Source organism: Nocardia sp. NPDC058633, from assembly GCF_042717045.1.
GTDB lineage: Bacteria > Actinomycetota > Actinomycetes > Mycobacteriales > Mycobacteriaceae > Nocardia.
This window is the reverse complement of sequence record NZ_JBHXRA010000001.1, coordinates 471,872-486,640: the sequence shown is the minus strand read 5'-3', so window position 1 is coordinate 486,640 and position 14,769 is coordinate 471,872. Positions and strand designations below refer to the sequence as shown.

The following is a 14,769-nucleotide window of genomic DNA, read 5'->3' as shown; positions in this document are numbered from 1 at the left end:
AATGACTACTCCCACACTCGAATCCGCGCCGCGCGCCAAGGGCGTGCGCAAGGGCGTCCTCGACCCGAAGCTGCTGCTCACCTCCCTTCCCGACGCGGTACGCAAGCTCGATCCACGCACCCTGTGGAAGAACCCCGTCATGCTGATCGTGGAGATCGGCGCGGTGTGGTCGACCATCCTGGCGATCGGCGATCCGAGCTTCTTCGCCTGGGCGATCGTTGTCTGGCTGTGGCTCACCGTCGTGTTCGCCAATCTGGCTGAGGCTGTTGCTGAAGGGCGTGGCAAGGCGCAGGCCGACTCGCTGCGAAAAGCCAAGACCGACACCGTCGCCCGACGTCTGGCCGACTGGGCCCCCGGCGGCCGCATCGTCGAGGAACGCGTCGCCGCACCCGAACTGCGTCGCGGTGACTTCGTGGTCGTCGAAGCCGGACAGGTGATTCCCGGTGACGGCGATGTTGTCGAAGGCATTGCGTCCGTAGACGAATCGGCCATCACCGGCGAGTCCGCGCCGGTGATCCGCGAATCCGGCGGCGACCGTTCGGCCGTCACCGGCGGCACCACGGTGCTCTCGGACCGGATCGTCGTCGAGATCACCCAGGAACCGGGTGCCAGTTTCATCGACAAGATGATCGCGCTGGTCGAGGGCGCGAGCAGGCAGAAGACGCCCAACGAGATCGCGCTCAACATCCTGCTCGCCGCACTCACGATCATCTTCGTGTTCGCGGTGGCGACCCTGCAACCACTGGCGATCTTCGCCAAGTCGAACAACCCGGGGGTGCCGGATACCTCGGCGCTGGACGCGCACGGCATCACCGGCATTGTGATGGTCTCGCTGCTGGTCTGCCTCATCCCGACCACCATCGGCGCGCTGCTCTCGGCCATCGGCATCGCGGGCATGGACCGTCTGGTGCAGCGCAATGTGCTGGCCATGTCGGGTCGTGCGGTGGAAGCCGCGGGCGATGTGAACACGCTGCTGCTGGACAAGACCGGCACCATCACCCTCGGCAACCGTCAGGCCGCCGAATTCGTTCCGATGCCGGGCATTCTCGACGACGAACTCGCCGACGCTGCCCAGCTGTCCAGCCTCGCCGACGAGACGCCGGAGGGGCGCTCGATCGTCGTGTTCGCCAAGCAGACATTCAACAAGCGCGAACGCAGCGCGGGCGAACTACCCGGGGCGCTGTGGGTCGAGTTCACCGCACAGACCCGCATGTCGGGCGTCGACCTCGCCGACGGGCACCAACTGCGCAAGGGGGCAGCCGGTGCCGTGACGGAATGGGTTCGCGCCCGCGGTGGTTCGATTTCCGAGCAGGCCGCGGTGATCGTCGACGGCATCTCCGCCTCCGGCGGCACGCCGCTGGTGGTCGGTGAGGTCAAGGACGGCACCCCTCGCCTCCTCGGTGTCATCCACCTCAAAGACGTCGTCAAGCACGGCATGCGGGAACGCTTCGACGAGATGCGCCGCATGGGTATCCGCACTGTGATGATCACCGGCGACAATCCGTTGACTGCCAGGGCGATCGCCGACGAGGCGGGCGTGGACGACTTCCTCGCCGAAGCCACCCCCGAAGACAAGCTCGCTCTGATCAAGTCCGAACAGGACGGCGGCCGCCTGGTCGCGATGACCGGCGACGGCACCAACGACGCCCCCGCGCTCGCGCAGGCCGACGTGGGCGTGGCCATGAACACCGGCACCTCGGCCGCCAAAGAGGCGGGCAACATGGTCGATCTGGACTCGGACCCGACCAAGTTGATCGAGATCGTGGAGATCGGCAAGCAGTTGCTGATCACCCGTGGCGCACTCACCACGTTCTCCATCGCCAACGACATCGCCAAGTACTTCGCGATCATTCCCGCGTTGTTCGTGGGACTGTTCCCCGGCCTGGACGCACTCAACATCATGCGCCTGGCCAGTCCACAGTCGGCGATCCTGTCCGCGGTCATCTTCAACGCGATCATCATCGTGGCGCTCATCCCGCTCGCGCTGCGCGGTGTCAACTATCGGGCCGGCAACGCCTCGAAGCTGTTGAGCCGCAACCTGACGATCTACGGCCTGGGCGGCATCATCGCGCCGTTCCTCGGCATCAAGGTCATCGATCTGTTCGTCCAACTCCTCCCAGGGATGTCCTGAAATGCGTATGTCAACCTGGATCCGTCAGCACCTGGCCGCGCTGCGCGCCCTGCTCGTGCTGACCGTGATCACCGGAATCGTGTATCCCGTGGCGGTTTTCGCTATCGCACAGCTGCCCGGACTCGACAACAAGGCCGACGGCTCGCTCATCGAGCGGGACGGAAAGCTGTTGGGCTCCAGCTTGATCGGGCAGTCGTTCACCGACGCCGATGGCAAGGCGATGGCACAGTACTTTCAGAGCCGCCCGTCTGCCGCGGGCGTCGGCTACGACCCGCTGTCCACCGGCGCGAGCAACCTCGGTCCGGAAGATATCGTCGACTCGGCCGACCGCACGAGCCTGCTCACCACCGTGTGCGCGCGCTCGAAGGAGGTCGGCGACCGTGAGGGGGTCGACGGTGCCCGGCAATTCTGCACGAAAGACGGTGTGGGCGCGGTGCTCTCGGTGATCGGGCCGCGTGACGCCGACGGTGAGGTGTCGCAGCCGGTACAGGTGGTCAGCGTCAACGAGCTCTGCCCGGCGCGACCGTTCCTGACCACCTTCCGCGGGGTCGCCGTGGAGTGCGCGAAGGAGGACGAGGACTACTCCGTCGGCCGGATCATCCCGATCCTCGGTGACGCACCAACCGAGGCCACGGTCCCCGCCGACGCGGTCACCGCCAGCGGCAGCGGACTCGACCCGCACATCTCCCCCGCATACGCGACCATCCAGGTCGAGCGAGTGGCGAAGGCACGCGGCATCACCACCACGCAGGTGCGCGAACTGCTCGACGCGCACACCGACGGGCGCACGCTCGGATTCCTCGGCGAGCCGCGGGTGAACGTCGTCGAACTCAACCTCGACCTCGATGCCCGCCACCCGTTCCGACGCTGACCACGAGTTCGGGGCCGGATCCACCACGGATCCGGCCCCGATTCGCTTGTCCCGCGACAGCGCTGGACCCGGTCTACCGTGAATCCTCGTCGGTGATCAGGGCCCAGCCCTCCGGCAGGCCCGTCACGGTCACCGCCGAGCCGCACACCTCGATGTCCACCGCCACCCCGTCGCCGAGCCGGAACTCCGACAGCCGCATACACCCCCACGCCGCGGGCACCTGCGGCCGCAAGGTCAACGTCTTGGCGGGGACATCGGGATCGAGGCCGAGGAACGACCGAACCAGCAGCAACGGCGCCGCGCTGGCCCACGCCTGCGGCGAACACGAGGTCGGATACGGCACGGGCGCGGCGAATCTCGCCCGGGGAAACCCGCAGAACAGCTCGGGCAACCGGCCGTCGAACGCGGCGGCCGCGTCGAGCAACCCACCCGAGAGTTTCGTCGCCAGTTCCACCGCACCGGGCACATGCTGATACCGCATCAGCCCGGCGACCGCGATCGCCGTGTCGTGCGGCCACACCGACCCGCAGTGGTAACTCATCGGGTTGTAGGCGCCCATGTCCGAAGCGAGCGTCCGCAGACCGAAACCCGAATCCATCTCGGTCCGGGACAGATTCCGGATCAGGACCTCGGCGTGCTCGTCGGTCGCGATGCCCGACCACAGGCAGTGCGCCGCGTTACTGGTCAACGCGTCGATCTGCCGCTTGCGCCCGTCCAATGCCACGGCGTACCAGCCGTAGTGCGGTAGCCAGAACTGCTCGGCGAACTTGGTCCGCAGTTCGTCGGCCCGTTCCCGCATCCGCACGGCCAGTTCGGGATCGCCGAACTGGTCGGCGAGCTCCGCGCGGGCCAGGAACGCCGCGTACACATAACCCTGGACCTCGGCCAGCGCGATCGGGGCCTCGGCGATATGTCCCGCGGCGTCGTTGATTCCGTCGAAGCTGTCTTTCCAGCCCTGATTGATCAGGCCGCGATCGGTGGCGCGGACGTACTCGACGAAACCGTCGTCGTCGCGGTCACCGAAATCGGTGATCCAGCTGATCGCGGCGTCGGCGGCGGGCAGCAGGGTGGCGATCGAGCCCGGATCCGCGCCCCACCGCAGACATTCGGCGAGCAGCATCACGAAAAGCGGTGTGGCGTCGACGGTTCCGTAATAGATCTGACCGCCGAGCACCTGACCGACCGAGGGCCCCCGCCGCATCTCGTGCATGATCCGGCCGGGTTCCTCCTCGACGAGGGGGTCGATCGTCTGCCCCTGTAGCTCGGCGAGCTGCTGCAAGGTGCCCAGTGCCAGATCGGTTTCCAGCGGTAGCGACATCCACGCCGTGAGCAGCGAGTCCCGGCCGAACAGCGTCATGAACCATGGCGCGCCCGCTGCCACGAAGGGCCGATTGGTGCCCGAGTCGGTGTGGATCTGCAAGGCGCCCAGATCGCTTTCACTGCGGCGCAGGATCTGATTGAGCAGGCCGGAGTCGGCGGAGATGTCGGTGGCGGTGGCCCGCCACGCCTGGATCTTGCGCACGGGCTCGCTGGCCCGGTAGCGCTCGCCCGGCGTGCCGGTGGTCTGCGGGCGTTGCGCGGCGCCCGCGGGCTGCGCGGTGATCTCGGTCTGCCAGCGCCCGCCGGCCGGAACCACGACCCGCCAGATCATGGTGCCGGGCAACACCATCGGCTCGACGGTCGAGGTGAGCGCGAGCCCACGGGACAGATCGGCGCGGTCGTGGAGTAGCAGTTCGCCGTCGGTGGTCGTCATCTCCGCCCGGCGCCCGTTGGTGCGGCCTTCCTTCACCGCGAACAGGTCGACGAAATCGGCGTCGACGTGCAGTTCGAGCACCACCGCTGTCGCCTCGCGGCTCATGTTCTCCAGCGTGATCAGCTCGTGCATACCCTCGGCGACGAGCCGATCGCGCACCACCAGCAGGGTGCTGTCGGCTCGCCCCTGCTGCGGAGGCCTGCGCAGCACGAACCGTGCCGCGAAGGCCTCCGGACTCAGCACCGACAGCGCCTCGGGCCGTTTGCCGTCGATCATCAGCTCCCAGCGCGAAATCACCCTGGCGTCACGGAAGAACAGGCCCTGCGGCTTGCCCGGCTCGATATCGCCGAGCCGGTCGGACAGGCAGAACGTGCCGCCTTCGACAAGGGTGATGTTGCCGCCACCGCCACCGAGCCCCGCGGGTTCCCCCGCGTTGAGGGGGCTCGGCGCCGAGGCGCTGTCGGTGCTCATGCGCGCCCGTTGGCCGCCACCCCGAACGGCATCGGCATCGCGTAAGCGCTGTCGTACCCGATCGTGGTGCGGGCGAGCAGTTCCCGGTACACCTGTTCGTAGCCGCGACCGAGGGTATCGGCGCTGAAGTTGTCGACCACGTGTTTGCGGCACAGGGCCGGGTCGTAGGTCTGAACTTCGGCGATGGCGGCGGGCAGTTCGGCCGGATCGTCGCAGATCCGCCCCGTTACCCCGTCGACCACCACTTCGCTCACCGCACCGCCGCGCAACGCGACCACCGGCGTTCCGCAGATCATCGCCTCGATCATCACCATGCCGAACGGCTCCTCCCATCGGATGGGGAACAGCAGACACTTCGCTCCGGAAAGCAGCTTACGCTTGGCGGTTGCGTCGGCAAGGCCGAACATCTGATCTTCGTCGGTCATTCGCGGCCGCACGAACTTCTCGAAATAGGCCTTCTCCGGGGCCTCACTGCACTTGCCTGCCAGGATCAGCGGCATGCCGGCGGCGTGCGCGGCGTCGAGCGCCAGATGGGGGCCCTTGTCGTCGCTGAAACGGCCGAGGAACAGCGCGTAGTCCTGCTTCTCGGTCTGGTACGGCCACTGATCGGGACGTAGCGCGTTGTGGACGCGGCCCGCCCACGGCAGATCGGGCGCCAGCGCGCGCTGCCGGTCGCTGATGGCGACGAGCGAGCACTCCTGGCCCAGTTCCTTGTAATAGCGGTAACAGTCGTCCTGCACCGGGCCGTGCACGGTGACCACCGTCGGCAACCCGAGATTGGCGTAGGCGGGCGCGTTCAGCGGGCCCGCGAACGTGTGGTCGTGGACCAGATCGATGCCTTCGGTATCGGCCAGTCGCTCGATGGCGCGACGCACCCGCAACGCGTGCACGATCTCGGGAAACGGATCGCCGAGGCGCTCGGGCTGGATTCGGTCCCACAGCGGGACGAAATTCGCCTTGGTGCCGTCGTCGCCCGCACCGAACAGGGTGACGTGATGGCCACGCTCACACAGCGAGTCGACCAGATCGGCGACCACGGCCTCGACACCGCCGTAGGCCTTGGGTGGAACATCGAAATACGGTGGAACGACCATGGCGATCCGTAGCGGACCACCGTGGGGATCGATCGAGTAGAGATCGGACGCGGACAAACCGATCGGCGACATTGCCGACGTGTCTGTACTCATGACCTTCCTTCCAGGGACGCAACCTCGCAACACTTGCGCGAACAAGAGATGGCCGCCTCGGCGGAGGTGGAGACGAGAGCTTCACCGCCGTCCATGGGGCATGGTTGGCCTGGCCAGACGCGATGCGCACCGTTTCGGGTGCCCGTCTGAACAGAGGGGCCGTCAAGGAACGTACCCCGCTACCGGAGAGTAAACCAGCGTGTTGCTGGAAATGTTCGGTATCGATTACCTACCAGGGCAGGAGATTACGCGGTCAGCAATGGTCTACGGCGTACAGATTTCAAGATCGCGCGGGTCGGGACAGGGAAAATTTCCGAATCCGAACATGGTGAGCCTGGCCTTACCGCGTGTCCGGCATCGACAAAAGCGGCCGACCAGCGAATCACCGGCGACCTACGGCTCACAGGTCATGGGGTCGGGAAGGTTCGCGCAGACCGCAGCGCCGAACTCCTCGACGATCAGCTTGCCGCGACCGTTCACCAGGTAATCGATGAAGTTCGCGGCCAGCGAATCCGCGGGGATACTGCCGTCGGGGTAGTCGGTGAGCGCGTATTCGACCGAGTAGAACGGATACACGTGCGACAGGACGTTGTCCTTGGTCGCCCGCACCCCACCGAGCTCGATGGCGCGCACGGTGTCGGTGACGGCCGCGGTCTCCGAATACCCGATGGCGCCGGGCGTCCGGGCGACGACGTCGATCATCTCCGCCGCCGAACCCACCAGGCAATGACTGAGGTCGGAGGGCATCCCGAGGCAGGAGATCGTCGCCTCGGAGCGACGGCCGGTAATGCCCAGTCGCCAATCGAAGGCGTTCTTCGTCCCCGATCCCACCCTCCGATCGACCAGCGTCACCGGCAGGTCGGGTCCGCCGACGTCGCTCCAGTTCGCCAGCCTGCCCGCGTAGAGGTCCCGGACCTGCTGCACCGTCAGTGTGTCGACGGGCAGATCCCGATGCAGGACAACCGAGTAGGGCGCTACCGCGAAAGCCCGCTCGGACAGGGTGGGGTAGGTGTCCAACTTGGGGCCCTCACCGATCGACACCGTGTTCGGCGCCGGCGCGGGCTCCGCGAGCTTGTCGTGGCCGTCGGTCGTGCCCTGGAAGTCGAACTCGAACCTCGCCTCACGACAGACCCGCTGATAGGACTGCGCGGCACTGCGAATCATCGGCGCCATGGCGGTGGACCCGATCAGGGTGAGTTGTCCTGCGGCACAGTCCTTCGGCGGCGGATCCGGTTGCACGACCGCGTAGATCAGCTGGACGACGAACACCACGGCCAGAAACAGGCTGAAGCCCAGCAGCAGCGGCTCCCGCCGGGACCGCGTGGTGGTCATATCGATGCTGCCACCCTTGAGACTGCCACCGTGGACCACGATCTCGCGATCATCGGTGATCGGGTCCGCACCCTGTGCCTGCAGTAGGGCCAGCACCTTGTAGTGCTCGCCGCGCTGCAGGATCTCCCTCGGCAGCACGATCCGGCCCTGCCCCTGGGCGGTGGTGCTGGTTTCGATGGCACGCAGTTCGCTGCTGAAGTGATCGTGGGCCCGGCGCTCGCCGGACCTGGTGACCCGTTCGGTCACCTCGGTCGCTTGCACACTGTGTCCGGGAAAGATCAAGCTCGGGCGATCGGCCGGTCGGTAGTCGTCGTCATCGATGACTGTGCCGCCGTCGTTTTCGATCCGGATCAGCACCATCGTCATGTCCGACCCGTTGGGCACCATCAACGGAATCCGGCTCACCGGCGTGTTCATCTGCACGCGATAGCCCAGATGTTTACGTCCGACGAAGACGAACTCCCGCAGGAAGGCCGCCACCGCCACCGCGATGCCGATCACCGACAGCGCGATGTCGATCGGAATATCGCTCACCAGTCCCCCACTCACCGCCCCGTATCGCGAGTTGTTTATACCAGGCGAGAGCGACGCGGTCGGTGGCCCGAATCAGTTGTTGGACAAGACTTCACCCGGCAGACTCGCGGCACCAGGCCAGCAATTCCTCGACCGGCCAGGTGTCGATCACCTTCTCGGCGGTGACGCCGTGTGCCAGCGCCCGCTCGCATCCGTATCCCTGCCAGTCCAATTGGCCCGGTGCGTGCGCATCGGTGTCGATACTGAACAAGCAGTCCATCTCGACGGCCAGTTCGATCAAGCGCCCGGGGGGATCCCGACGTTCGGGACGGCTGTTGATCTCGACGGCGGTGCCGTAGCGGCGGCAGGCCTCGAAGACGATTTCGGCATCGAAGGACGACTCCGGTCGGGTGCCGCGCGACCCTTCCACGAGACGGCCGGTGCAGTGGCCCAGGATATCGACGTGGGGGTTCGCGACGGCGTAGACCATCCGTTCGGTCATGGTGTCGCTGTCGTCGCGCAGATGCCAATGCACGCTGGCGACAACGACATCCAAGCGTTCGAGCAGATCCGCCCGCTGGTCGAGGGTGCCGTCGTCGAGGATGTCGACCTCGATGCCGGTGAGAATGCGAAACGGCGCCATCTGCTCGTTGAGTTCGGCGATCACGTCGAGTTGGCGCAGCAGCCGCTCGGCGGACAGGCCGTTGGCGACCTTGAGCCGCGGCGAATGGTCTGTCAGCGCGCAATACTCGTGGCCGAGCGCGGCCGCGACGCCCATCATCTCGGCGATCGGACTTCCACCGTCGGACCAGTCCGAGTGGGTGTGCAGATCGCCACGCAGCGCGGCGCGCAACCGCTCACCCGCCGGTGCGATCGGCTGGGCCTGCTTGCGGAGCTCGGCCAGGTAGTCGGGAACCGCACCAGCACAAGCTTGTTCGATGATAGCCGCCGTCTTGGGCCCGATCCCGGCGAGCTCGCGCCAACTGTGCTCGTGTGCGCGCGTGGCGAACTCGCCCTCGGCGAGCCCGGCGACGACATCGGCGGCTCGGCGGTAAGCCTTCACCCGGTGCGTTTCGGCACGACTGCGTTCGAGCCAGAACCCGACCTCGCGCAGCGCCGCCACCGGACCCGGACTCGCCGCCGACGTCATCGCGGACTACTTGATCCGGCCGTACTTGAGGAACGCGACGCCGTCGGCGTACACCCGGCTGGTGATCACCCGGAACCGTTCCGGCGCGGGCAGTTTCGCCCCACCACCGAACAGCGGCCTGCCGGTACCGAGAACCACCGGGTGCAGCTTCAGGAACACCTGGTCGATCTCGGGTAGCAGCGCCTGGGCCAGTTCACCGCCGCCGCACAGCCAGATCCCCAGTCCGTCTTCGCGTTTGAGTTCACGCACCGCGGCCGTCGGATCCTCGGCGATCAGCTCGACCCCCGGCGCCGGCGATTCGGGCAGCGTCGTGGACACCACATATTGGCGCAGGTGCTCGTACGGGCTGGCGGTGCCGGTGCGGACCCCGAAGTCGTGGGTCTTGCGACCCATGATCACGGTGTCGAAGTAGATGTTGCCCGCCGCGATCCCGCGCGCCTCGCGCACCTTCGTCGGCAGGGTTTCCGGGTACTGCGAGATGATCGCAGGCCCGTGGTCACCGCCCACCGGGAAGAAATCCAGCGTTCCGTCCTCGGCGGCGATGAAGCCGTCGATTGTCGATGCCACGAAATAGGTCAGCTTGCGCATAACGTCCTCCCTGCACGGACCCGGTCTGTCACGACCTGTCAGGGGAAACGTTAGCGTGCCCGGATCAGCGGCGGCGCGGCTTCCGTTGACACTTGGGACAGGAAAACGACGACCGATTCATGAATTGTTCCCGTACGAGCAACGTCGCGCACCGATCGCACGGTTCGTCCGCGCGCCCGTACGCGGCCAGTGACCGGGAGAAATAGCCGGATTCGCCGTTCACATTCACATACAGGGCGTCGAAGGAGGTACCGCCGACTGCCAGGGCTTCGGTCATGACCGCGGTGACCCCGTCGAGCAGGATGCGCAGGACCGGGCGGGTGAGTTCGGCGGCGACGCGGGTGCCGTGCAGACCTGCCCGCCACAGCGCTTCGTCGGCGTAGATGTTGCCGATACCCGAGATCACCGTCTGATCGAGCAGCACCCGCTTGATCTCGGTGTTCTTGGCGCGGATGGCCGCGACCACGGCCTCACGATCGAAGAGCGGGTCGAGCGGATCACGCGCGATGTGGGCCACGGAATCGGGGACCACGGTTCCGTTCACCTCGACGAGTTCGCCGAGCGCCCAGCCGCCGAAGGTGCGCTGGTCGACGAATCGCAATTCGGCACCGTCACCGAGCGCGGCCCGGATGTGCGCGTGTTTCTCGACAGGCGCGTCGGCGGGTTGCACGAGCATCTGACCACTCATGCCCAGATGCACCACCAGCGCGGTATCGGGCTCGTCGAAAGTGAGCCAGAGATATTTCCCGCGCCGCTGCGCGGAGTCGATCCGCAACCCGGTGAGTCGGGCCGCCAGGTCGGCACCACCCGCGACGTGCCTGCGCACGGCACGCGGGTGGGTGACGGTGACGGTCTCGATGGCGCGGCCGACCGCATGATCGGCCAGACCGCGGCGAACGACCTCGACCTCGGGCAGTTCGGGCACGACGTCAGGCTTTGGCGTCGGATTCGTCGGTGAGGGCCTTGTAGGCCGTACCGGCTGCCTGCTGCTCGGCTTCCTTCTTGGAACGGCCGATCCCCGTACCGTACGGACGACCGGCGATCACCGTCGTGGCGGTGAACTCCTTGTTGTGGTCCGGCCCGGTGGAGGTGATCTCGTAGGCAGGCACGCCGAGCCCGCGTTCGGCGGTGAGTTCCTGCAGGCTGGTCTTCCAGTCGAGGCCGGCACCCATGCGGGGGCCACGCTCGAGCAGTTCGGCGAACAGGCGAAGCACCACGCCGCGCGCGGTTTCGATGCCGTGCTCGAGGTGCACCGCACCGAGCAGCGACTCCATGCCGTCGGCGAGAATGCTCGGCTTGTCGCGGCCGCCGGTGAGCTCTTCGCCCTTACCCAGCAGCAGATACTGGCCGAGTCCGCCGTCGCCGAGACCACGCGCCACCTCGGCGAGCGCGTGCATGTTCACCACGCTCGCGCGCAGCTTCGCGAGCTCACCTTCGGACTTCTCCGGATGCTCGGTATACAGGCGCTCGGTGATGCTGAGGCCGAGTACCGAGTCGCCGAGGAACTCCAGGCGCTCGTTGGTCGGCAAACCGCCGTTCTCGTACGCGTACGACCGGTGCGTCAGCGCTAGGCGCAGAAGCTCCGGTCGTACGTCGACACCGAGGGCGGTGAGCAGGCTGGCGTGATCCGCCGCGCCCACATTGTCTTTACTGGCTGTCACGTTGCTAGGAATGATCTACAACGATCAGACTGCAGAGGTGACCTGGCGGCCCTTGTAGGTACCGCAGGACGGGCACGCGATGTGCGGGAGGGTCTTCTCACCACAGGCGCGGTTCGGGCAGGTCACCAGGGTCGGCGCGGTGGCCTTCCACTGGCTGCGCCGCGACCGGGTGTTGGAACGGGACATCCGGCGCTTGGGAACAGCCACGGTACTTCTCCTCTTGGTTTTCGCTGACCGCACGGCATCGCCTGCCGCGGGCGCGGATCGGTATTAGGGGGTGGAACCCTCAGCGGGGTCGCCGGTACCGGGCTCGTCGGTGGCAAACTTCGCCAACTTCGCCCAGCGAGGGTCCAGTATCTCATGCCCATGATCAGGACCCGCAATCGCCATCCGCACGCCGCACTCGGGGCACAGGCCCGCGCAGTCCGGCGAGCACAGCGGCTGCAGCGGAAGCTCCAGCCCGACGGCGTCGAGGATCACCGGCTCGAGGTCGATGAGGTCGTCTTCCATGCGGTAGACCTCGGCGTCCTCGGTCGTCTGCTCGGTGGTGCTGTCCGGATACGCGAACAACTCCGTCAGACGAATCCCCACCTGGTCGTCGAACGGTTCGAGGCAGCGCGAGCACTCCCCGGTCGTCGGTCCGGACGCCGTGCCGGTGACCAGCACGCCCTCCGAGACCGCCTGCAGTTGCAGATCGAGTTCCACCTCGGCGTCGGCCGGGATGGCGATCAGGTCGAGACCCAGCCGCTCGTGGTCGGTGACAGTGCGACGCACCTCCCGCATGGTTCCCGGCCGACGGCCGAGATTGCGGACGTCCAGCACGAAACCCGCCTCCGACACAGGACCATTGGTCTTGCGTGGACGCGCAGGCGAACCGGAACCGGCGGACATCACTGAAAATTCTCACTAACCGTTGAGGGGATGATGGGCAACCACTCAACAGTACGGCAGGACCCCGCCGGAACTCAAAACGCGCGCCCGACTCCGCGCGGGCGCCGGGCTGCTCAGCGCCGGTGCTCGGCAGCGTATTCCGGGTATCCGCCCGCTGCCGCGCCCCGCATCTGCTGGCGGCCACGGGTGATGGAGCGGCGGGTGGTGTTGAGCGTCTCCTCCATCGCGGCCAGTTTGGCGCCGAAGTCGGCCATCTGCTCGTCGACGTAGTCGTCGCATTCGGTGCGCACCCGGTCGGACTCGGCTTGGGCCTCGTCGATCAGCCGGGCGGATTCGGCGTGCGCGACCCGCACCACCTCGGCCTGCGCGACCAGGCGGGCCTGTTCGGCCTTGCCGTCGGCGACCGAGCGCTCGTAGGAGGCCTTGCCCGCCTCGATGGCCCGGTCGGCGTCGATCTGGGCGCGACCGGTGAGTTCGTCGTATTCGGCGTTGCCGTCGGCGACGACCCGATCGGCCTCGGCCTGCGCGGAGGTGACGAGACGGTCGGCGTGGGCCGTGGCCTCGGCGACCATTCGATCGGCGTGATCCTTGGCGTCGGCGAGGATGCGGTCGGCCTCGGCGCGCGCGGCGTCGATGGTGGTGCGCGCCTGCTCGTTCGCCGTGGTGACCGTCGTCTCGGCGCCGCTGCGGGCGTCGCCGACGATCTTGTCGCGGTGATCGAGAACGTCCTGGGCGTCGTCGAGTTCACCGGGGAGCGCGTCGCGGACGTCGTCGAGCAGTTCGAGGACATCGCCGCGCGGCACGATACAACTGCGGGTCGGCGGGATGCCGCGTGCCTCTTCGACGATCGCGACCAGTTCGTCGAGTGCTTCGAATACGCGATACATGCTCACTACCCTCCTGCGGACTCACGGCGAAACCACTACCGCCGACGCCCAGTGTGCCTGTCCTCGGCGGCTGTGCCGAATGTCGTCGCGGTGTGTCGCGACAGTGTCCAAGATCGCACAGATATCAAGTGGAGTGCAGCCCTCCACTTCGGCTACCATCGGTGAGCACGACAACGCCGTCCGCCGGGAAGCACCGCAACCTCTTCGCTGTTGTACTCCTCGACGTCTGTTCATGTGGGATCGGAGTCGAACATGACCCTCCTGGAAACTCCTAGGAGTCCGGTGTCGCACGTCGCGGGCATGTTCACTCCCTGGACCGGTCCGTTCCCCGTGGTGACGCCGAGTGAAGTCGCACCCGCGCTGCGCCCGCAGCTCCAGGGCGCGCTCACCTATCTGCGCGGCGACCACGCACTCCCCCAACTCTTCCGATTCGCCCTCGTCGGCGGGTCGAGCAATATCGCCTATGTGCTGCTGTTCTTCGCGATGCACGGGATCGGTCCGCTGATCGCCAATGTGGCCGGGTCGGTGGTCAGCACGGTCATCGCCAACGAATTCCACCGCCAGCTCACATTCCACGCCACCGACCGGGTCACCTGGTTCACCGCGCAGTGGGAAGGTGGCGGAATCGCGTTGATCGGGCTCGCGATCACCACCGCGTGCCTGGCCGGACTGGACTTCTGGGCGCCCGGCCTGGGTGACATCACGCAAGCGCTGACAGTCCTGGCCATCACCGCAGCCGTCGGCGGCCTGCGCTTCCTGGCACTGCGGGGGCTGTTCCGCCTGCCCGCGACTTCCTAGCCGAACCCGGTCGGTTTCCGGCCGTCAGTTACCGATACTCGCGCGGGATCACTTGTTGCGTTCGGCCAGGCGGTCGAGCAGGCGCTTGTGCACGGCGGGCGGGAGCATGTCGCTGACGTCTCCCCCATAGGCCGCGACTTCCTTGACCAGGGAGCTGGACAGGAAGCTCAGCGACGGGTTGGTGGCGATGAAGAAGGTGTCCACGCCGGCCAGCTTGTGGTTCATCTGGGCCATCTGCAGCTCGTAGCCGAAGTCGCCCGCGTCGCGCAGGCCCTTGACGATCGCGCTGATGCCTTCCTGCTTGGCGAAGTCGACCGTCAGACCCTGCCAGGACGCGACGCGCACGTTCGGCAGGTGCGAGACCGATTCGCGCAGCAGTTCCATGCGTTCTTCGACGGTGAACATGCCTTGTTTCTTGGGGTTCACGTTCACCGTGACGATCACCTCGTCGAACTGTGCGGCCGCACGGGCGAACACATCGAGGTGACCGTTGGTGACCGGGTCGAAGGAACCGGGGCACAGTGCTGCAGCCATAC

At 66.9% G+C, this 14,769-nt stretch carries 14 protein-coding genes; 3 read left to right on the top strand and 11 right to left on the bottom strand.

Translation table 11 applies throughout. The features are described 5' to 3' along the window. Position 1: 1 nt before the first annotated feature. Together kdpB and ACFWUR_RS02150 are read left to right on the top strand one after the other, a co-directional pair. Positions 2 to 2,131, top strand: coding sequence for a potassium-transporting ATPase subunit KdpB (kdpB, locus tag ACFWUR_RS02155; RefSeq protein ID WP_378900474.1), 2,130 nt, complete (start codon positions 2 to 4; stop codon positions 2,129 to 2,131). A gap of 1 nt (position 2,132) precedes the next feature. Further along, the gene (locus tag ACFWUR_RS02150) at positions 2,133 to 3,002 is read left to right on the top strand and encodes a potassium-transporting ATPase subunit C (RefSeq protein WP_378900471.1); all 870 of its coding nucleotides are present in this window, start codon (positions 2,133 to 2,135) and stop codon (positions 3,000 to 3,002) included. Between the two features lie 73 nt (positions 3,003 to 3,075). Here ACFWUR_RS02150 and ACFWUR_RS02145 read toward each other — a convergent pair whose 3' ends face one another. The 10 genes from ACFWUR_RS02145 to ACFWUR_RS02100 form a co-directional block, all read right to left on the bottom strand. Further along, entirely contained in the window at positions 3,076 to 5,226 is a 2,151-nt protein-coding gene (locus ACFWUR_RS02145; RefSeq protein ID WP_378900468.1) for a glycogen debranching N-terminal domain-containing protein, read from the bottom strand. Further along, a complete protein-coding gene (locus ACFWUR_RS02140) occupies positions 5,223 to 6,392 on the bottom strand; it encodes a glycosyltransferase family 4 protein (RefSeq protein WP_378900566.1) in 1,170 nt (389 codons plus the stop codon). The genes ACFWUR_RS02145 and ACFWUR_RS02140 overlap by 4 nt, the downstream gene beginning before the upstream one ends. 414 nt (positions 6,393 to 6,806) lie before the next feature. After that, on the bottom strand, positions 6,807 to 8,279 hold the full coding sequence (locus ACFWUR_RS02135) for a substrate-binding domain-containing protein (RefSeq protein WP_378900465.1): 1,473 nt from the start codon (positions 8,277 to 8,279) through the stop codon (positions 6,807 to 6,809). 91 nt (positions 8,280 to 8,370) lie between these two features. Continuing rightward, positions 8,371 to 9,408 carry a PHP domain-containing protein gene (locus ACFWUR_RS02130; protein ID WP_378900462.1) on the bottom strand — a complete coding sequence of 346 codons (1,038 nt, stop codon included), beginning with the start codon at positions 9,406 to 9,408 and terminating at the stop codon, positions 8,371 to 8,373. 6 nt (positions 9,409 to 9,414) lie between these two features. Beyond that, positions 9,415 to 9,996 carry a dihydrofolate reductase family protein gene (locus ACFWUR_RS02125; RefSeq protein ID WP_378900459.1) on the bottom strand — a complete coding sequence of 194 codons (582 nt, stop codon included), beginning with the start codon at positions 9,994 to 9,996 and terminating at the stop codon, positions 9,415 to 9,417. Between the two features lie 64 nt (positions 9,997 to 10,060). Continuing rightward, positions 10,061 to 10,921, bottom strand: a complete 861-nt coding sequence (mutM, locus tag ACFWUR_RS02120) for a bifunctional DNA-formamidopyrimidine glycosylase/DNA-(apurinic or apyrimidinic site) lyase (protein WP_378900456.1) — start codon at positions 10,919 to 10,921, stop codon at positions 10,061 to 10,063. Positions 10,922 to 10,925: 4 nt separating this feature from the next. After that, positions 10,926 to 11,657, bottom strand: coding sequence for a ribonuclease III (gene rnc / locus ACFWUR_RS02115; RefSeq protein ID WP_378900453.1), 732 nt, complete (start codon positions 11,655 to 11,657; stop codon positions 10,926 to 10,928). A 24-nt stretch (positions 11,658 to 11,681) separates the two neighbouring features. Then, complete coding sequence (gene rpmF, locus ACFWUR_RS02110) at positions 11,682 to 11,864, bottom strand: 50S ribosomal protein L32 (protein ID WP_040708879.1); 183 nt, start codon at positions 11,862 to 11,864, stop codon at positions 11,682 to 11,684. 63 nt (positions 11,865 to 11,927) lie between these two features. Then, positions 11,928 to 12,548, bottom strand: coding sequence for a YceD family protein (locus tag ACFWUR_RS02105; RefSeq protein WP_378900451.1), 621 nt, complete (start codon positions 12,546 to 12,548; stop codon positions 11,928 to 11,930). A 113-nt stretch (positions 12,549 to 12,661) separates the two neighbouring features. After that, a complete protein-coding gene (locus ACFWUR_RS02100) occupies positions 12,662 to 13,435 on the bottom strand; it encodes a DivIVA domain-containing protein (RefSeq protein ID WP_378900449.1) in 774 nt (257 codons plus the stop codon). A gap of 252 nt (positions 13,436 to 13,687) precedes the next feature. Between ACFWUR_RS02100 and ACFWUR_RS02095 the strand changes: the two genes are divergently transcribed. Next, entirely contained in the window at positions 13,688 to 14,233 is a 546-nt protein-coding gene (locus ACFWUR_RS02095; protein WP_378900446.1) for a GtrA family protein, read from the top strand. A 48-nt stretch (positions 14,234 to 14,281) separates the two neighbouring features. On the opposite strand, the gene coaD is transcribed toward ACFWUR_RS02095, so the two are convergent. Beyond that, the gene (coaD, locus tag ACFWUR_RS02090) at positions 14,282 to 14,767 is read right to left on the bottom strand and encodes a pantetheine-phosphate adenylyltransferase (RefSeq protein WP_378900443.1); all 486 of its coding nucleotides are present in this window, start codon (positions 14,765 to 14,767) and stop codon (positions 14,282 to 14,284) included. Positions 14,768 to 14,769 lie beyond the last annotated feature (2 nt).